Source organism: Lichenicola cladoniae, from assembly GCF_013201075.1.
Classification (GTDB): domain Bacteria; phylum Pseudomonadota; class Alphaproteobacteria; order Acetobacterales; family Acetobacteraceae; genus Lichenicola; species Lichenicola cladoniae.
This window is the reverse complement of the sequence record NZ_CP053708.1, coordinates 1,493,872-1,511,255: the sequence shown is the minus strand read 5'-3', so window position 1 is coordinate 1,511,255 and position 17,384 is coordinate 1,493,872. Positions and strand designations below refer to the sequence as shown.

The 17,384-nt window shown below is 63.3% G+C and carries 18 protein-coding genes; 2 read left to right on the top strand and 16 right to left on the bottom strand.

Annotated features, from left to right (window positions below; translation table 11 throughout):
- Positions 1 to 188 precede the first annotated feature (188 nt).
- Positions 189 to 992 carry a HEPN domain-containing protein gene (locus tag HN018_RS07020; RefSeq protein WP_171834814.1) on the top strand — a complete coding sequence of 268 codons (804 nt, stop codon included), beginning with the start codon at positions 189 to 191 and terminating at the stop codon, positions 990 to 992.
- Between the two features lie 284 nt (positions 993 to 1,276).
- Here HN018_RS07020 and HN018_RS07015 read toward each other — a convergent pair whose 3' ends face one another.
- The 7 genes from HN018_RS07015 to HN018_RS06985 all read right to left on the bottom strand — a co-directional run bounded on the left by HN018_RS07015 (position 1,277) and on the right by HN018_RS06985 (position 6,551).
- Positions 1,277 to 1,729, bottom strand: coding sequence for a hypothetical protein (locus HN018_RS07015; protein ID WP_171834813.1), 453 nt, complete (start codon positions 1,727 to 1,729; stop codon positions 1,277 to 1,279).
- A gap of 24 nt (positions 1,730 to 1,753) precedes the next feature.
- Positions 1,754 to 2,251, bottom strand: coding sequence for a hypothetical protein (locus HN018_RS07010; protein ID WP_171834812.1), 498 nt, complete (start codon positions 2,249 to 2,251; stop codon positions 1,754 to 1,756).
- 76 nt (positions 2,252 to 2,327) lie between these two features.
- A complete protein-coding gene (locus HN018_RS07005) occupies positions 2,328 to 3,011 on the bottom strand; it encodes a glycosyl hydrolase 108 family protein (RefSeq protein ID WP_171834811.1) in 684 nt (227 codons plus the stop codon).
- A gap of 45 nt (positions 3,012 to 3,056) precedes the next feature.
- Positions 3,057 to 3,509, bottom strand: coding sequence for a hypothetical protein (locus HN018_RS07000; protein WP_171834810.1), 453 nt, complete (start codon positions 3,507 to 3,509; stop codon positions 3,057 to 3,059).
- Positions 3,506 to 3,949 carry a hypothetical protein gene (locus tag HN018_RS06995; RefSeq protein WP_171834809.1) on the bottom strand — a complete coding sequence of 148 codons (444 nt, stop codon included), beginning with the start codon at positions 3,947 to 3,949 and terminating at the stop codon, positions 3,506 to 3,508. Before HN018_RS06995 ends, HN018_RS07000 begins: the two co-directional genes overlap by 4 nt.
- Positions 3,946 to 4,422, bottom strand: a complete 477-nt coding sequence (locus HN018_RS06990) for a hypothetical protein (RefSeq protein ID WP_171834808.1) — start codon at positions 4,420 to 4,422, stop codon at positions 3,946 to 3,948. The genes HN018_RS06995 and HN018_RS06990 overlap by 4 nt, the downstream gene beginning before the upstream one ends.
- Complete coding sequence (locus HN018_RS06985) at positions 4,419 to 6,551, bottom strand: cellulase family glycosylhydrolase (RefSeq protein ID WP_171834807.1); 2,133 nt, start codon at positions 6,549 to 6,551, stop codon at positions 4,419 to 4,421. Before HN018_RS06985 ends, HN018_RS06990 begins: the two co-directional genes overlap by 4 nt.
- Positions 6,552 to 7,197: 646 nt before the next feature.
- On the opposite strand from HN018_RS06985, the gene HN018_RS06980 reads away from it, so the two are divergent.
- On the top strand, positions 7,198 to 8,250 hold the full coding sequence (locus HN018_RS06980; protein WP_171834806.1) for an acyltransferase family protein: 1,053 nt from the start codon (positions 7,198 to 7,200) through the stop codon (positions 8,248 to 8,250).
- Here the strand turns inward: HN018_RS06980 and HN018_RS06975 are convergent.
- The 9 genes from HN018_RS06975 to HN018_RS06935 are packed head-to-tail and all read right to left on the bottom strand — an operon-like array spanning position 8,247 to position 17,383.
- Complete coding sequence (locus HN018_RS06975) at positions 8,247 to 11,690, bottom strand: hypothetical protein (RefSeq protein WP_171834805.1); 3,444 nt, start codon at positions 11,688 to 11,690, stop codon at positions 8,247 to 8,249. The genes HN018_RS06980 and HN018_RS06975 overlap by 4 nt on opposite strands.
- A 7-nt stretch (positions 11,691 to 11,697) precedes the next feature.
- Complete coding sequence (locus HN018_RS06970; protein ID WP_171834804.1) at positions 11,698 to 12,045, bottom strand: hypothetical protein; 348 nt, start codon at positions 12,043 to 12,045, stop codon at positions 11,698 to 11,700.
- Between the two features lie 11 nt (positions 12,046 to 12,056).
- Positions 12,057 to 12,596 carry a phage fiber-tail adaptor protein gene (locus HN018_RS06965; protein WP_171834803.1) on the bottom strand — a complete coding sequence of 180 codons (540 nt, stop codon included), beginning with the start codon at positions 12,594 to 12,596 and terminating at the stop codon, positions 12,057 to 12,059.
- A gap of 10 nt (positions 12,597 to 12,606) precedes the next feature.
- Entirely contained in the window at positions 12,607 to 12,810 is a 204-nt protein-coding gene (locus HN018_RS06960) for a hypothetical protein (RefSeq protein WP_171834391.1), read from the bottom strand.
- Entirely contained in the window at positions 12,810 to 13,646 is an 837-nt protein-coding gene (locus tag HN018_RS06955; protein WP_171834802.1) for a glycine-rich domain-containing protein, read from the bottom strand. Before HN018_RS06955 ends, HN018_RS06960 begins: the two co-directional genes overlap by 1 nt.
- Before the next feature lie 33 nt (positions 13,647 to 13,679).
- Positions 13,680 to 15,191, bottom strand: coding sequence for a hypothetical protein (locus HN018_RS06950; protein ID WP_171834801.1), 1,512 nt, complete (start codon positions 15,189 to 15,191; stop codon positions 13,680 to 13,682).
- Positions 15,188 to 15,817, bottom strand: a complete 630-nt coding sequence (locus HN018_RS06945) for a YmfQ family protein (protein ID WP_171834800.1) — start codon at positions 15,815 to 15,817, stop codon at positions 15,188 to 15,190. Before HN018_RS06945 ends, HN018_RS06950 begins: the two co-directional genes overlap by 4 nt.
- Positions 15,817 to 16,929 (bottom strand): baseplate J/gp47 family protein, encoded by a 1,113-nt coding sequence (locus HN018_RS06940; RefSeq protein ID WP_171834799.1) that lies wholly within the window; start codon positions 16,927 to 16,929, stop codon positions 15,817 to 15,819. The genes HN018_RS06945 and HN018_RS06940 overlap by 1 nt, the downstream gene beginning before the upstream one ends.
- A 1-nt stretch (position 16,930) precedes the next feature.
- Positions 16,931 to 17,383 (bottom strand): phage GP46 family protein, encoded by a 453-nt coding sequence (locus HN018_RS06935; RefSeq protein WP_171834798.1) that lies wholly within the window; start codon positions 17,381 to 17,383, stop codon positions 16,931 to 16,933.
- Position 17,384: the final 1 nt, after the last annotated feature.

Below are 17,384 nucleotides of genomic sequence, written 5' to 3'. Positions count from 1 at the left end.
TCCGACCTTGGGAACTGGTGCTGCTCGGTGAGCCTTAAACCACCAATCAGGGAGCCCCGCGATGTTCGACGAAATCCACCGACACGAAGCGAATATCAGCGCGGCCGGCTATTTTCGAGTGTCGGCCGCGCTGCTGGAGGCGCTACAGTTGGTTTGCTTAAATTTCCTCGAACTGTGAGCTTGCAGGAATGCCAACAATTACCCCTGCCGCCTATCCCGCAATGGCCTACTTTGGAAGTTACCTTGTCCATTTGACAACTGTGCTGGATGGACTGCGCGCTGATCCTAAAAAGCGGTGGACGATGGTCCCTGAAGAACACGCTCGCTTACGGCGCTTCGCCGGACATATAGAAGATGCGGCTACAGCTACTGAAATTACTTTGGCTAAAGCCGCAAGTCGAAGACTGATCAACCTGCTCGAAGAAAAAGATAAAAATTTCGGCTCCTTGCAAACAGGTGATGTAAGAATGATCTCGCATCAGGTAGACCAAATATTGGCTTCTATGTGTGAGGAAGTTCATACCAGGAGATTTTTCTGTGTAAGCGCTTCAATGGCAGAGTTATATGATCAGAGCCATCACCTGTTTGGCGAGAACGTACATAAGTCATTTCCGGACTCAACTTACGATCTATCAGAAGCCGGAATGAGCTTGGCGCTTGGCCGTTATACTGCAGTTGTATTTCATCTGATGCGAGCAATGGAATCCGCATTGAAGGCTGTTGCAAACACCCTGGGCGCCACGGTCCATGACAAAGACGGGATATTTCTTCCTTGGGGCCCCATAGCTAGCAATCTAAAAACAAAGATTGATGCGATGTCTAAAGGAGATAAGCAAATTGCCTGGTATTCCTTGCACGCTCATTTCCATTCCGTCGGAAAAGCATGGAGGAATCAGACTATGCACCCGCAACAAATTTACACAGAAGATGAGGCAAAACAAGTGTTCGAATCCGTAAAGAGTTTCATGAAGACGCTTGCCCCTATCATTTAACGACGCTTTACGAAAGTCTAGTCTGAGAATTGATCAAAGATAAATTCACGATTGCGATTTTGGGGTACTTACCTGTGCAGATGCAATCGCCGCATCTAGTTGATGTCTAATTTCGATAGCCCCTGCCAAATCGAATATCGTCCTCTCTATTATTGCCCCGTATCGTCGATCCTGGATGATCATTTGCCCGCTTGCATGAATACTATGCGCTGCCATTGTTATTCTCCACCGATAAGAACTCGGCCCGGTGCCGTCGTGACGCAGGCTATTTTGCGGCCCATTCCCTAACCGGCCGGAACCGACGTCGCCGACAGCACCGTCGCGCTCGTCGGCACCACCTTGACCACCGGCGCCACCTGCAACACCAGCGTCTGCGTCTGCGCCGTCACCTGCACGATAAGCGCGCTGATGGCTGCAGCATCCGCGTTGGTCGCGTCCTCGGCGGCTTGCAACTGGGCGACGACGGCATCGACTTTGGTCACGCCAGCTTCGAGCGCGGCTGCGGCCGCTGGCTGACCGGCGAGCGTGAGCGACACCTCGCCGGCGACGACGAGGCCCTTGGCGACAGGGTAGTAAGCGATCAGCTTTGCCGCCTGGACCTCGACGTTGGCCAAATCGGCGTTTGCGGCGTTGGTCATGGCGAGGGTCTGCGCGCAGCCGGAAAGGGCGACGCATCCGATGAGGATGGCGAGGGTGCGGAACATGTTGATGCCTTTCGGGCTGTAGCGGTACGTCAAAGTTGGACCAAACTATTGGCCGCTTTAAGCCTGCGAGGCGGAGGTCGCTTTGACGGTCGCAAGGCCGGCCTCGAAATCGCCCAGCACGACCCCTGCGTCACCCACGATTGCCGCCACACCAGTCTTGCCGGACGCGGCGGCGATCGCCTGCGCGACCGGGGCGAGCTGCTGAACCTGCGCGGTGATCTTCGCCGCCTCGGTGGCGATCCTCGGCACCGCCGCACTCACGGTCGCGGCAACTGCCTGGGCACTGGAGGTGGCCTTCTCGAGATCGTCCTGGTGTGACTCGATAGCAGTCACGAGAGCTTCCGCGCCGGCGACGACGGGGGCCGGGTCATGCCCGGGCAGCACGATCGCAGTGACACCGCCGGCGACGAGGCCGACGAGGGCGGACAGCCAGGGCATGCCCGTGCTCGCATCGACACCGCCGCCGATCCCGGCCGCGATGATCGTCGCCGTGCCGATGATGGTCGAGGTCTGCAGCGCCCACTTCTCGGCGCGATCGACATAGGGATTGGTCATGGGTCTGCTCCAGCGCATCGGAAGCGCAAAGGACCGCCCCGACACGGGGCGGCGAATGATGGTGAGGTCGGTTTCGTTAGGCTGGGGTCGAGGCCGCTGGGACCAGGCCTTGCCCGGCGTGCAGCCGGTTCCGGGCCCGGGTGAACCATCCGGGATTCGCCGCCGCTTCTTTGCGGCCGCGGTAGTCGTGCACCTGCGCGGCGTAGAGGGCGACGAGCAGGCCTTCGATCGGCGAGAGGGCACTCAGCGCGGCGAGCGTTACCGGCCCGATATTGCCATCCTGCTGGACACCAAGGCCCTCCTGAAGCGCCACCGCATCGATGACGGACGGAGGCACCGACGCCGCTGCGAAGCCGGCGATCGCGGCAAGAGTCCCCGCCCCGATCCAACCATCCGCGACAGTGCCGAGCACACGCTGCAGCAGCATGGCCGACGTTACGGCGCCGCGGCTGAACCCATGGTCGACGGTCATCAGGTCGATACCGGCCGGCAGGGAGTCCGCGTGCACCTGGTTCCAGTAATTGGCGCCGAAGATCGCAGCCATGGTCGCGGGCGTGACCGCGCGCATGTCGGCGGCGGATGCGGTCCGGCCAAGCCAGGCACTCAGCACGGGAGCCGAGACCCCGCACTTGCTGCCAATCAGCGCACCGACACCGACCCTGCCGCCGGTCCAGTTTCCGCTGTCGTCACGTCGTAGACTGAGCGCGGACGTTTCCACGCCCAGCGTGAAGGTGCGCGTCGGCACCAGAGAGGTCTGCATGTGATGCTCCGGACATGAAAAAGCCGCCCGGAGGCGGCTGCGTGGTCAGGCGGGATCAGCGCGCCGGCGTGGGTCCGGCAGCAGATCGAAGACGGGTGGAGGCTGCCCGGGCACCGGTGGACTTAGATAGACGGCGATGAGGATCTGCTGGCAGCGCCGCGCCTCGTGCAGGCACTCGAGCCAGGACTCCCGGTCCTCGAAATTCCGCCGGACCAGGACTTCGCGCTGAGCATGGCACGCGCGGCACTCCGCTCGCGCAGCCTCCCGCTCGAGCTCGATCCGGGCAATCTCGTTGCGAGCGCGCTCATCATAGAATTTGCGCTCCTCACCGATCTCGTCCTCGTCCCGGCGTTCCCCGGCGAGCTTCTCGGCGCGACGCTTGTCCCGGCGGCCGATCAACCACGCGATCGCACCACCGATAGCGGTGATTGAGGTCGTGAAGGCGCCCGCCTGGACCAAAGTCAGGACGATGCTGGTGTCGCCGGACCCGGAGCTCATCGCCGCCTCGCCAGATCATAGCGCCGCCGCCGCGTGAGATCGTAGAAGAGCCAGACCATGGCGAAGGCGTTCTGCACGACAGGCTCGGCGTAGAGGACGATCCCGGGCCGCGGTGCGTCTTGGTGGCCAGTCACCCGGTAAGCGAATACCCAGAGGAGCATTCCGATGGCGGTGCACAGGATCCGGCCGAGCGTGACATTCAGCAGGACGATCGCCACCTGGCTCAACCCGGCGACCGCCGCGATCCCGCCGACCCAGTAGTTCGCGTCCTGGAGGTGATCGAGCGCTGCGAACGCGCGAACATGGCCAATCGGGATCCGCATGAGCAGCACATAGGTGCCCCACGTCGCGAGAGCTTGGCCGGCAGACACCTCGAGCCAGAACGGGCGGTGCTGAACCGACATCCGGATGCGCACGCGCATCCGCCGAAGTGGCGTCACTCGCGCACCTGCCGCTGGTCGGGAAGCCAGTGTGCGACCATCAGCCAGCACGCCATCAGCTCGAGGATGCTGTAGGTCGGTCCCGCCGTCGGAGCGGCGCCGCTGCTGGTCAGTGCATGGTTGAGGGCGAACTCGACAGTCCCCATGACGAGCGCTCCCATGATGCGAGGCCATCTGGCCTGCATCAGCAGGCCCAATGCCCCAGCCGCCGCGCCGAACGCCAGCACCCGCGTCCACTCAGCCTCGCCGCCGTGGCTGATGAGGTAGGCGTACTGGCGCGGGTCCGCTTGCAGCTCGTCGCCGGGCTGGAACAGCTTCCAGGCCTCCCAGCTCAGGTGCAGCACCAGCAGCGCGTGCATGACCGTGCGGGCGTTCAGCAGCAGCACCAGCAGCTCGATCGCACTGCGCGAAACCGCCTGTCGAGCGCGCCGCTGGTATGGGGCCACGACTGCATACAGGCTGCTGGAGGTCATGGCGCTAGTACCGGCTTGTTCTGGGCGACCCACAGCGCCGCCCGGTTGAGCGTGTCCGCCGTTTCGGGACCAATACTGACGCCCGCGCCTGGCGTGTAATTCTCGACGATGATGTGTGTCGGAAAAACGCCTGCCTCCCAGTAGGCTTTGCACACGGTCTGGACGTCAGAGGTCAGGTTCGATCCCTGCGTCGGCGAAAGGATCAGGTAATATTCGAGACCCTCTGCCAGTGCCCAACGGCCGTGCTCGACGTTATGGTTGAACCATTCGGTCTGGTTGTAGAAGGCTGCCGGGATATCATCGCAGGCAGCGCCACCGTAGACCTCCAGCTTGCGCTGGTTCGCCCAATGCGGGTCGGTACCGAAGTCCGTCCCAAGGAACGCATCGTTTCCGCCTGGCGTGACCACGATAGCGATCGGCTTGCCAGGGAAACGGCTGAACCAGTTGTTCTTGATCCAGTTCTGGTTGCTGATCGCCATTGTATTATCGGTCGCGTTGTCGCCACTGGTCCCGCAGTTCAGGACACCCCGATTTGGGTTGATACCGGGCACTGCAACGAAGCTGTCGTAGGCATCGCCCTTCGCCAGCGCGGTGTTGGTCCCGAGCTCGATCATGAAGCTCTTGCCGTCATCACTGTCGACCGGAACCATGCTGGTCAGGAGCGCGCGGATCGCCGGAGCGTTGGCTGCGGTCGCCGCCGACATGTGGATGTAGTCGAACAGTCGGCCGGTCGCCTCCTCCCCTACGGTATCTGCGCGGCTGAGGTCGGTGAGGCCGGCGAACCCGCCGATGCCGACATCATGAACCTGCTTCTTGGCTGGCGCTGGCGGCGTGACGACGGGCGGTGTCGGCGGCGTGGCTGCGATGGTATCTGCCGGGAAGGTCAACCAGATCCAGTCCCGCTTCGCGACGCTGCCGCCGGTCATCTTGACGCCGTTCAAGGTCGCGTCGATCAGGTGCAGAACCTTGCCGGTCTCGTTCAGCCGGACGCCGAGCTTGTGAGCTGCGGTCTTCGGCCATTCCCCGTCAAAGCCGGCTTGCTGCGTCGCTCCACCAGAAAACGGGGCCGTGACTGCAACGCCGTTACCGGCGAGCTGTACGTTATCGAGCATGACGAGTGCGGTGCAGGGCCCATCCTCGCACGCGAGGGTGACGACCAGATCATATTGCATGGGTGGCTCCGGTTGGAGTGATGCCGCTGCAGCTTTTTTGGCCGCGAGCAGCTTGGATAGGTTCGGCGTCGGTGCAGCCAGGGTGCCTAGGTAATTCCCGTTATTCGCGAGCCATGGGTCCTCGGTCCAGGTAGTAAAGCCCCAGACAGCCCCTTCCGACGACATGAACAGGTCGACGACACTCGAAAAATCCTGAACCGAGACGGCGGAATTGTTCGTCCCGAACTCGCTGACGATGAGGCCGAAGAACCCAGCTGCAGCGCCTTTTTGCTGCATCCACTGGATGGCACCGGTGAAGCGGCCGACCATCGTCGTGGCACTCGAGCTGTCGTCCCCGGTACCTTCGTTGCTCGCGTCGCCATAGTTATGGACGCCGAGCAAGGTCCGGTTCAGCGGGTCATGCACCGTGGCGCTATATGGCTTCGCCAGCGTGATCGCGGATGCTTCCTGGCTCCCCTGCCGTGGCACCTCGAAATACCCGAGGTAGCCGGCCACCCGGAGCGCCGTGATCACCGGCTGGTAGAAGAGCGCCATGGCGTCGACGTCGCTGTGTGCGTTGCCCGGCTCGTTCATCAGGCCGTAGCCGAGCTTCGTCTGATCAAGCCCGGCCGCGGCGACGTCCGCCTGGATCTGCTTCCACTGGGCGAGGAACAGGGTGGGGGCGTCAGCTGCCGAGAATTGCTCGGTTGCCTTCAGCGTCGGGTTATAGACGCTGCCGAAGTTGTGCATGTTGAGCCACGCGATCCTGCCGGCCTCGACGATCGGCCTCGCCACGGTGCCGAGAAGCGTGGCCACGTAGCCAGGCGCGGTCGCGTATCGCTCGGACTTGAAGCCGATCCGGATAATATCAAGCCCGGTGGCGAGGAAGGGCGCCGGCCTGGGGATCGCGTAGTTCGTTCCCGCGACATTGCCGCTACCGTCGGCCAGACCGCCGTCGTTGTAGCCGATGAGGGTCATGAGCTGTCCGATCAATAAAGACGTCCCCGGATAGTCCCGGCGACTTGCAGGCATAGCGCGAGTGTTCAAGTTAGTAGGTGATCGCGGGCTACGACTTCACTGCCTGTGCCACCGTGAGGCCAGCAAACCTTGTTGGAGAACGAGACTGATCTAGCTTGCAGCGGAGGCTCGGCGTTCCGATCACTGCCTCCCCCTCACTTCGGTGGAGGCAGTGATTTCAAGTCTTGAGCGCGACCCGCACTCATCGTTACGGTGGGTCAATCAGGATGATGAGATGGCCAGTAGATTCTTTGTCGCCACAACCGCAGTTTGCCGATCCATGGTTCGCCTAGTCTGGCGTCCCTCGCGCACGAGAGGGGCGATCACCGATGCCGCCTATGCCAGCCCGGCATACAAAGCCGGATACGCCGCCGCTGAGCAGGGCCTGCCAAGGTCCGTAATCCCGCCTCACGTCGGCACTCGACGAGACGACTGGCTGGCGGGGTATGAGGATTCCGAACAGCAAGGCCTATCGCTGTGGTGAGCGTCAAACCTGGGCACAACCAGTCGCCCCCCTACTCGAAGGACAATAGGTGTGGCCCTGATGCCACTTGTTCGGGGTGCGCATTGATGCCTAAAAGTTGGTCTGCAATCGTATTGAGGCGTTATGGCGCAACAGTCACACCGGTACGCGGCTCTCGATCTGCTGCGCGGAATCGCCGCCGTAGCCGTGCTCGTGTTCCACGCGCAGTCCGGCACCGGCTGGCAGCTGTTCACCCACGGATATCTGGCCGTCGACCTATTTTTCGTGGTCTCGGGCTTTGTTGTCTCGGCCGCCTATGAAAGGCGCCTGAACGCCGGCACGTCGTTCGCCAAGTTCATGGTCTCGATCCGGCTGCTTCGGCTCTACCCGCTGTTCCTCCTGTCTACGCTGTTCAGCATCGTGTCGCTCTACATCAGCGGCCACGTCGGCTTGGTGCACCCGTCCTTCCTGGCGCGGGAACTTCTACTCGTGCCGTCGACCGCGCCATTCCTCGGGCTCTACCCGCTGAACCTCGCGCAGTGGTCGATCTTCTTCGAACTGGTCGCGAACGCTGCTCACGCTGCTGTGTTGCGGAAACTCGGCGTGCAAGCCCTGGTCGGCCTGGCGGCCACCTCCGCTGTGGCCCTGATCGCCTGCCAGCAGCACTACGGTTCGATGGACATGGGCGCCGGTGTCGAGACGTTCGCCGGGGGTCTTGCCCGCGTGTTCTTCTCCTACACCGCCGGCATGATCCTATGGCGTCTGTGGAGCTCGGACCGGCTACCCCAGTTCAAAGGCGGCTGGACCGTTGCTCCTGTGCTTCTGCTGGGGTGCCTATGCATCACGGCGCCTAAGACTTCTGTCGCCGGCCAGATCGTCGATCTGCTCGCGGTTATGATCCTGTTCCCCGCGATCACCGTGGTCAGCCTCGCCGGAATCAGATCCCTCCGCGTCAACGAGTTCTGCGCACTCGCTGGCAACCTGTCCTATCCTATCTACCTCCTGCAGCTCCCGATTTTTTGGCTCTGCCGGAAGGCTCTCCACGGATACGGCTACGACGTGGTGACCGTTGCTACCCTGCTGGTGACGATCCCCGCGTCGCTGGCCGCGTTCCACTACTACGACAAGCCAGTCCGCGCCTGGATTGGCGGGAGGCTCAAGATGCGGTCGCAGAGCTTGGCAGCGTCTGCCCCCTAGGAGATCGACGACGGCGAGATGGGGGTGAAGACGTTCCCCGCGCTATCGGTGATGCTCGCCACACCGGTCGCGGCGGCCGTGAAGTCCGCGTTGACCAGCACGCCGCCGCTGGCGTTGAAAGCCTGCGCTCTGAACGTGTTGCCCGCCAAGGCTGCGGTGCTGGAGATATAAAAGGCGTTTCCAGCAGGATGTTGCTCGGTCGTCGTCGCCCCGGTGTATGCCCGAGTCGTGCCGAATTGCGTAAAGGTGTTGCCGCCATCGAGCGAGTAAAACGACTGGCAGCATGAGGCAGGATGAACGATGCCGAAACTATCGGTGACGGCTGAAGTCCCCATATTCAGGTAGCTCCGCCACACGACCGGCGTATTGACCGGAGCGACGCTGAGCATCGTCGCGGGCGTCCCGGTGACGTTCGTTCCTACAGGGTCAGCAGCGTTGAAATTGAAGGCGATGCCCGCAGAGTCATACATCTGCAAGCCGAGGCCGCCGCCCGTTTGTGGCCAAATACACATGCCAAAGGATGCAGTCGCCTTATTAACGCCTGCGGTCGGATAGTTGCCGAGCAAACCTTGCTCTGCGCTGTAGCCGTAGGTCGGCAGGGACCCATACCAGCGAAGATCGAGAACGGGAGTGGTGTCAACCTGCGCAGAAGATGCCGGCGCGCTCGCACCTTGTGCTGCTGACCCGGTGGTGACCAGTGCGTGCGTCGGGGTTGTCTGTGCCGCGGCTGGTGTGCCGCTCGCCTCTGCCGCTGCTGCCGTCGTTCCGACGCCGTTGGTCGACGAGCCGTTGTAGTAGACTTTGTTTAGGTTGGTCAGCCCGCTATGGACATAGGTGATTGAGAGCGCCGTGCTGGCAATTGTGGTCAGCGCGGTTTCGGCACCCTGAGCGCCCGAGGTCAGCTGGTAGGACTGCATTGGTGAGCCGCCGTTATTCGGCACCGACATGACGATGGTGTTCTGCCCGTTACCCGGCGTGACCGTAATAGTCATGGCTGGCGGTGCGGTGGCGGCTGCTGCGCTAGGCGACGCGCTCGCTTCATTACTCGGCGGGCTGTTGCCGCCTGCGCCATAAGCATAGACCTCACCGAAATAGGTGGTGCCGATGACAGCCGTGGCGTCGCTATAGCCCAAAGTGCCCTTCGGCAAGACAACCAGCGGGAGATTGACGCTCTCCCCATTGGTAACGGCCGACCGGACGAGGATATAGCCGCCAAGATCGCCTGTGCCTGTCGATGCTGGAGCTTGCCACGCCCAGTTAACAGCGCCGGTCGCTCCGGTCATAGTCAGGTTTTGCGGTGCGGTCGGAGCCGTGAATGTTCCTGCCGCGACCGTCGATCCCGGACCCCAACTTAGGGTCTGTATGTCGTTAGGAGCCAACGTCACATAGGTTGCTTCGTCGGTTATCGCGTCGACGACCGTGACGGTGCGAGCGACCGTGTTGGCGTTGAACATGTAGAGCCAGACGCTCTCATCCTTGTTCTTGAAGAACACGTTCATCAGCTCGGTGGCGCCGACGACATCGCCGCCCGGAAGGCTTGTGGATTTGGCGCGTTTGGCGCCCGGTTTCAGGTTCCGCGACAGATGGCAGAACACGTAGTGCTCAACATTGCGGGTCAGCGCATTCGTCGACCTATTAAAAGTGACGAGCCCGCGTGGCCCGTTATTCGCCCCGCTTAGCTGGCCACCGTGCCATGGTCCGCCAGACTCGTCCGTCATCAAGTTCCAGAGGACCATCGCCCCGAACCTGAGACGCGGCAGTATTACGGCCAGCGTTCCGGCCATATTCGTGACCGACACTTGCGCACCCTCAGGCGCAGTCGCTTCCCACTCGGTCAACACGATCGGCTTGCCGCCATAATAACGCGCGGTGCTCTCAGCCTGGATCGGCTGACCGCTGTAACCGTGGCAGGCTACAGTATCGATGTATGGATTGGCTGAGGTCGATGCCAGCGACAGACCCGCGTAGGTCGAAACGCCGCCCCAAGAGACGTCCGCGGTCCATATAAGGGCTTCGACTGCAGCAGCGTCGAATGCCGGGCCAAGATAAGTTCCGGCAAAGGTCGCGAGATCGGCGCCAGCCCAGCCCATGCAGGGGTAGCCGGTATTGTTGTTGTTCGGTTCGTTTCCAAGGCCATACGCATAGGGATTGATCCCGTATGCCTGCATCGCCTGATAATGCTTGACGTAATACTGCGACCAGGTCGTCATATTCGCCGCGTTGACGATGAACGACCCGCTCGTCAGCGAAGCCGAACTTTTCAGCCAAGTCATTGCGGTCCAAGGCTCGAAAATGAACCGGACGTGTGGATTGATCTGCTGTATCTGCAACAGCAGCGGGATCGTCCACTGCTCGTCCATCGCGATCGAGAACGAGGTCAGGTTCGGGTCAGCGGCCCCGCCATTGTCGGCATAGGTCTGGTATGGTCGATACGTGTAGTCGCTCGAACCCATCGGCACGCGCACAATGGCGAAATTGTTGGTCCCGAACCACTCGGTTAGCAGCGCCAGGCGAGCAGCCGGCGACATCAACATGAGGTTCTGCGCTGCCGTGTCGGTCAGCGCGCCACCAACGCCTAGGAAATCCTGAAAAGTGATGCTGGAGTCGACGACAATCTGACTACCAGGCGTGCCGAGCAGCGGCCCGAATGCCGGCACTGCCGTTGACGCCAAGAGCGTCGCCAAGGTCAGGGCTGCGGTAGTCATGAGCGCAGGCTGGACAATCGTGCCGCGCGTCAGGGCGGCCGACCCACTACCGCCTCCCGAACCGGCTGCACCAGCCGCACCCTGTGGAAGCGCCAGGTTGAGGGTGAGTGTCGATCCCGTTAGTGTTGCGGAACCTGTCGCCTGCGATCCAGCCGCCAGTGTGCTGACGACGACGCCAACCGCACTGATCGAATTCCCGGCGACGCCCTGGATGCCTTGCGCACCCGGCGCCGCAATCTGCATCCAATTCGCAGCATTGAACGTGGTAGCGGACGTGAATGCGGCGGGCGCTGAGTAACAACCGCCAAGATACGTGACCACATCATCGACGTTGTAGGCGGTGTTCGCTGCCCACGCGCCGCGAAGATTGAGGCTCAGCCCGTTCGTGCCGTTTGTGCCGTTCGTTCCGGCTGTACCGATACCGTTCGTTCCGTTCGTCCCATTGGTTCCGGCCGTACCGGCAGACGCAATCAGCGCCTCATGAGAGGCGTCGAACGACGCGCCGGAAACGAACGACGTGGTGACGAGATACGTGGATCCACTGAAGGTGAACACGTCATCGAAGGCGTAGGAGGTGAGAGCCGTCCATGCGCCGCGGAAGTTCCAGGAAGTTCCCTCAAGCTCCGATGCACTGATCTCGTACAGTGTCGGAACGCCTGCGACCATGCGAACAAGCGGCAGGACGTCGCCGGAGATGGCCGCTGATGCGACAGGAGCTGTGGTGATTTCTGTCATGGGTGCCTCAGGCGGTCAGGGTTTGGCTGTTGACCGTGACGGCGGCGCCGCCAACGGTGAGCAGGTTCGATGTCGTCTGGCCGGTGCCCGCCTCGAGGCGCGCCACCACGGCCTGCAGAGCGGCGATGCTGGCGGCCTGAGCTGCGATGGTCCCGGACTGCGCAGCCACCGTGGCCACGAGGGCGGCCAGGGCGGCAGGAGACGCGGCGACCGTGGCGCGCTGCACCAGGACAGGCGTTGGCAGCCCGGTAATAGGGTCGTCGATGACCAGCAGCACGAGATCGGTGTCGGCCACGGCCGAAGCCGTCGGCAGGCTGCTCAGCGGCGTGCCTGCCTTGGTAGTGGTTCCGGACATCGGATCTCCGATCAGGCGAGGATGAAGGGCTGGCCGAGGCTGTCCGTGAGGATCGACCCATCCGGCAGCGCGATGGCGTTCGGCGCGATCGCGATCCCGCCCGCCAGCTGCGCGACCGTCTGCGGAACCGTCGCCGGGCTATCGTTATCGATCGGCAGGAGCACGCTTTCGAACAGACGCCGTCCGGCCGCCGTGGTCAGGGTGACCTGCACCGGCACCCGGGTGCACGGCTGGCCGCCGCCGGTCATGATCACCACCAGGCCACCGATGATCGTGCACCAGAGGACCACCAGGTCGGTATCGTTCACCACCGCCGGTACGGTGACCGAGGCGCCGACCAGCGTGTCTCCAGCGTCGGCCAGCACGGGGGACGGATCGAGCGCGAAGTCGAGGCAGTCGGCGCTTGCTTTGGCGGCCCATTCGAGATGCACGCGCGACGGCCGGACGCCGCGCAGCGGACGTGGCGCAGCCAGCACCAGCGTCCGGGCCCGGCTGACGTCCCAGCCAACGCCGGACGGCGGCCTGGGCGCTGTTCTGCAGAGGCGGTCCATGATGATCCGATCAGACGGCGGTTGTGGCGCCGATGTTCAGGGTTCCGGTCGGATCCGCCCGGGCTTCCGTGCCGGCAGGCGGCGCCCACGACGAACTGCCGTCCCACATGACGCGGTTGATCACCGTGCCGGCGGCTGCCTGGGCACTGCTGCCATCCGGAGCGATGTAGCTCATCGGAGCCGCCGCGATGATCGCGTATGCTTGCTGTGCCACTATGCATATTCCTCGACGATGACGACGCCGGGTGCCCCGGCACCTCCGGGATACTGGTTATTGCTCAGGGTGGCGTCGTAGGCCCCGCCACCGCCGCCGCCGTAGTTGCCGCCGGACGTTCCGCCGAGGTTTCCGGCGCGACCGCCGCCGCCCAGGAAGCTCGATCCGCCATCTCCGGCAAAGATGAAGGAGGCGCCGGATTGACCATCGCTGCCGTCGCTGCCGTTTATGTTTGCGACATTTCCGTTCAGGCCGACACCGCCGCCGCCGCCTGGAGAAACGCCACCCCCGGTGAATTTGCTGCCAGTTCCCCCGGTCGCCGAAACGTAGTTACCAAAGGACGAGGTTCCTCCAGAGACCTGCTGCGTTCCCTGGACGCCGACGGTGACCGCTACAGGCGCCACGATCGACGAAACCGGGATCAAGGAAATTGCCGCGCCGCCACCGCCACCGCCGCCGCCGCTGATACTCGCGGCAAGGGAGTTGCCCTGGCATTCCGAACCACCAGCGCCACCGCCGACGACGGTGACCTTGACCTTCGTCACCCCGGCGGCCGGCGTGTACGTGCCGCTGGTCTGGAAGGTTCTGATATTGATCAGGCGACCCGACACTGCACCGAGCAGCTGCGCGTTATTGGTCCGGTCGAGCGCAACACCCGATGCCTTGATGACGTTTGTCACTTCCTCGATCAGGGCGTTGTACTGGTATGCCTCGTCGATCGTCGCGGGCACACCGGTCCCGGGGTTTCCACCCGTAGCCCAGCCTGGCGTGCCGTTCGCAGGCGCGACATCGCGCGCCGCATAAGCGACCGTGTTCGGTGCAATCAGAAGATCCATGGGGACTCCAGGGCGGCCTAGAAAGGCGGCGCCTTAGTGGGTCAGGGTGCCGGTGGTAACGAGGAGTGAGCCGACGCCAGTCTTTGCTCCGCCGGTGTTGGTCAGCGCATAGCCGCTCGGCGCGTCGGTGGTCTGAATCAGGTTGCCGATGCTGACGGTGCTGCCGCCCGTTCCGGAGCTTGGGAACAGCACAAGGTTGCTGTTCGCGCTCTGCCTGGTCAGGATCGCGTAGACGCTGGCGATGTAGATCGTCGACAGCGACGTCGGATTGGTCAGGGCGATCGCCGAGGCGTCCGAGCCGTAATTCTCGAAGTTGCCAAGCTGGAACACGCCGGCGCCGTCGACCTGAATTACGTTCGATCCTGGCATCATGGTGACCGGCGCGCCGGTGATCTGGCTCCACTTCTGGCCATAGCTGCGGATGTTGTTGAGCTGCAACTGCACCGAGACAGCATTGGTTGCGATGTGGAGGCAATGCAGCGTGAAATCGCACTGGAGGCGAGAAAGCATCGCACCGGTCGTCGTGCCGTCCGCCTGCTGGTCGATCAGGACGCCATTTTCGACCCCGAAAGCGAAGATGCCGTCCCAGAACGGCGTATCGTTCCGGTAGCTCTCGATGGCCGAGGTGTTTGCCTGCTGATACTGGATGACCGGGTCGGCCGACGACCAGAAAAGCCACGCATGGATATCGGTGATCCGCGTGACGTCGTAGGACTCCTGCTCGTTGACCAAGTAGGCGAAAGCCTGACCGCGGATGTCATAGATGTTCGACCGGCCCGCCCCGGTGACCACGATTCCCGCGTTGACGCCGTCGAACATCAGATGATGGAGGACCATGCCGGTCGACCCGGCCGAGACCTCGATGATCTGCGGGTAGGCCGCCGGCGACCAGGTTGAGGGCGACCACCCGATCAGCTGGTTACCGTTGAAAACGGCGGTCGGCGGCGGTGTCATGCCTGGCTCGTCGAATGCCAAGCTCTCGACGATGCTGCCTTCGGCACTGGCGATGAAGGAGATCGGCGGCGTGAGCGATCCGATGAATGAGGCGCCGATGTCGAACCAGGTGCCCGGGGCGCTGGAGATGGCGGTCTGCAGCGGCTGTTCCTGGAAACCCTTTCCGACCCAGTTCAGCTGACAGCTCTGCGTCACCGGCGTGTTGAGGACGTAGTGCCGGCCCTGGAACGCGAGGTCATGGCGCCCAGTGGAAAGCGAGCACTCCGCGGCAATGGCCCGGTTGATCGACGGTGCGTCGTCCACGCCGTCGGCGGCCAATTTGAACCAGTCTGGCGCAACACCGGTCGCCGCAGCCACTGCCGCTATCGTCTGCGCGTTGATTGCTGTCGCCGGCCTGACATTCGATGTCGGATCCAGAGCGAGACCGATGGCGCTTCCGTTGATCTTGTCGAGCTTCGTCGTGCCCAAGGCGTTGAACCCGGCCGCCGTGGGAATGCTGTTGCCCTGAAGCGTGAAGCCGGATTGGCCATGAGCTGGCACGGCTGAGCCGAACAGCACCAGCATCGCGGCGACGAGAAGATACTTCATCATGCGGGCAACACATCCACGTCCGGATCGAAGGTGTCCCAGGTGACGCCCGCGAAGTTGAAGATGATGGTCGTATGCGCGGGCGACAGGCGCTGCAGCTCGCACAGCAGGACCGTGCTGCCCCAGGTCGCGAACGGCTCGCCCAATACGTCACCGAATTTGCGCTGGATGATCGAGAACTGGGTGGTGGACACTTGCCAGGCAAATGCCCAGGCCTCGCCGTTCATCGGCTGTCCGAACCCGGCGCCGAAGCGCCGCGGCGCATATTCGGAAATCGAGATCGCATAACCAAGGGCGGCCGCGAAGGCGACGAGATAATCGATGCTCTGCCCGCCAAGGGCCGTGAAGCGGGCGACGACCTGCGCACGCCTCAGCTCGAGCGTTGCCGCGTTACCAGCGCATGGATCCGGAAGACCGAGCGAATACTCCCATTCCGGCAGCAGTTCGTCGGCCGTCGCCGGGAAGGCGTCGAACAGCAGATTCTCGTCGCGCTCTGCCAGGTTGGCATAGGTCGGAACCAGCGCGGCAAGGACTTGTGTCTGGATGGCCGCGGGATCGCGTGGCCAGACCGGTCCGGTCGGCAGCAGGCCCTGCAACAGACTGAGAAAATCGGCGGACGTGTAAGCCATCAGTTCGTCGCCGCGACAGTCCCCAGCGTCGGCAGGTAGCCGACCGGGATGACGACCGGCGCGGCCGGGCTGATCACGTCGAAGTGGTCCATGCCCGCTACCGAGCTGATCACCCCTGTCCAGTCCGACGGGTAGAGCGTCATGCCGGTCGGATCCCCGATGCGAAGGAACAGGTCCGTCAGTGCCGCTTCGATGTCAGCGACATTCACAGTGCTCGGAAACACGTCCTGGAGTACGAACGATATCGGCTGCGGCAGCGGGGCGGCGGAGATGACGAGCGCGGTCACCGGCCGGAGTGGGTAGATGGCATTCGCGACGGTCAGCTGATCGCCGGTGGCGGCCGCTGTCCTGCTTTCCGCGGTCGCGCCGCCGTTCGATCCCTGCGGAAAGCCACCGTTGGCTGCTTCCGCGTCGTCGAACATCGTGTAGACGACCACCGTGCCGGCGCCGGATCCATTCGCGTTGCACCAGGCGCGCGTGACGCCGGGCACCGCTTCCGCCCAGGTCACATAGTCGCTCCTGGAGCCTCCCTGAGGCGGGTTGGCATAGACCTGCAGCATCCTGGTGCGGAGCTCGTCGTCGGTCTCTTCGTCAGCCGCCGTGGTGGTCAGCGCGCCCGACGTGCCGGAGCTGTTGATCCCGGTGATGACGGTGCCGAGGCTGAGCGAGGTCCCTGGGGTCAGATTATAGTCGGTACCGGTCCCGGTGCTGGTGATCGGAACGGTGACCGACCCGCCAACGACGGTCCCGGCCGCCGTGGTGACGAACGCCAGCGAATTACCGGTCGAGACCGGCGTGCCGGACGGAAGCACGCGACCTTCAGCGCCCGTGAAGGTGGCTGGGAGCGATGCGGCGGACGCCGCCTTGCGATAGACCGCCTTAAGGGCCGCCCAGCCTTCGAGAAACTCGCCCGTCGCGGTCCAAGGAACGGCCTGGCGGGCGATGTAATCCTGGTAGCCGTAATGCTCGTAGGCGAGCCCCGACATGGCGCGCGCCAGCACCCGCAGCACCGCGCGCTGGAGCAGCCCGTCCACGCCCGAGATATTGGCGTTCTGGATGTCCTGGAGCGCAGTGGTGTTGATCTCGGTGAGGGCGGGCCGGCTGTATGGCAAGTCAGAAGCCCTTCCAAGTATAGGCGAATCCGAATACTTGGCCGCTCGGCTTGGTAATCGCGACCGTGATGCCCATCGCGCTTGGGGTGAACCAGAAGGTGGTCACCTCGATCGTCTTGGCGACGCCGTCTTTCTTCATCCACGCCAGGGCGTCGAGGCAGATGCCCTTAGCCTGTTGCAGCAGGGCCTTCCCGTCGCTCTTCTTCGCGCGGAGCAGCGTCCAGAGGAGCGAGCCGATCGGACTGGGCTCGTACGTGTCGCCCCACCACCCGCGCGGGTCGGTGTCGCCGGTCGGGCTGACGTAGCCGGCTGGCGCGGCGCCCCAGGTGAACAGGCTGACCAACACCGCGCTCTTCAGGTCGTCGCTTCCGGTCGCGCTGATGGCCAGGCTGCCGCCCGCGACGACCCAGTCGCCGGCGAACAGGTCCGGGCGCCACTCGATCTGCAGATCCATG

Bases quoted from the DNA above. Each gene is read 5' to 3' on its own strand.
- HN018_RS06950 (WP_171834801.1), bottom strand. From the start codon at position 15,191: ATGATGAAGTATCTTCTCGTCGCCGCGATGCTGGTGCTGTTCGGCTCA.
- HN018_RS06945 (WP_171834800.1), bottom strand. From the start codon at position 15,817: ATGGCTTACACGTCCGCCGATTTTCTCAGTCTGTTGCAGGGCCTGCTG.
- HN018_RS06980 (WP_171834806.1), top strand. From the start codon at position 7,198: ATGGCGCAACAGTCACACCGGTACGCGGCTCTCGATCTGCTGCGCGGA.
- HN018_RS06955 (WP_171834802.1), bottom strand. From the start codon at position 13,646: ATGGATCTTCTGATTGCACCGAACACGGTCGCTTATGCGGCGCGCGAT.
- HN018_RS06985 (WP_171834807.1), bottom strand. From the start codon at position 6,551: ATGACCCTCATCGGCTACAACGACGGCGGTCTGGCCGACGGTAGCGGC.
- HN018_RS07000 (WP_171834810.1), bottom strand. From the start codon at position 3,509: ATGAGCTCCGGGTCCGGCGACACCAGCATCGTCCTGACTTTGGTCCAG.
- HN018_RS07005 (WP_171834811.1), bottom strand. From the start codon at position 3,011: ATGCAGACCTCTCTGGTGCCGACGCGCACCTTCACGCTGGGCGTGGAA.
- HN018_RS06990 (WP_171834808.1), bottom strand. From the start codon at position 4,422: ATGACCTCCAGCAGCCTGTATGCAGTCGTGGCCCCATACCAGCGGCGC.
- HN018_RS06975 (WP_171834805.1), bottom strand. From the start codon at position 11,690: ATGACAGAAATCACCACAGCTCCTGTCGCATCAGCGGCCATCTCCGGC.
- HN018_RS07010 (WP_171834812.1), bottom strand. From the start codon at position 2,251: ATGACCAATCCCTATGTCGATCGCGCCGAGAAGTGGGCGCTGCAGACC.
- HN018_RS07020 (WP_171834814.1), top strand. From the start codon at position 189: ATGCCAACAATTACCCCTGCCGCCTATCCCGCAATGGCCTACTTTGGA.
- HN018_RS06970 (WP_171834804.1), bottom strand. From the start codon at position 12,045: ATGTCCGGAACCACTACCAAGGCAGGCACGCCGCTGAGCAGCCTGCCG.
- HN018_RS06935 (WP_171834798.1), bottom strand. From the start codon at position 17,383: ATGGATCTGCAGATCGAGTGGCGCCCGGACCTGTTCGCCGGCGACTGG.
- HN018_RS06965 (WP_171834803.1), bottom strand. From the start codon at position 12,596: ATGGACCGCCTCTGCAGAACAGCGCCCAGGCCGCCGTCCGGCGTTGGC.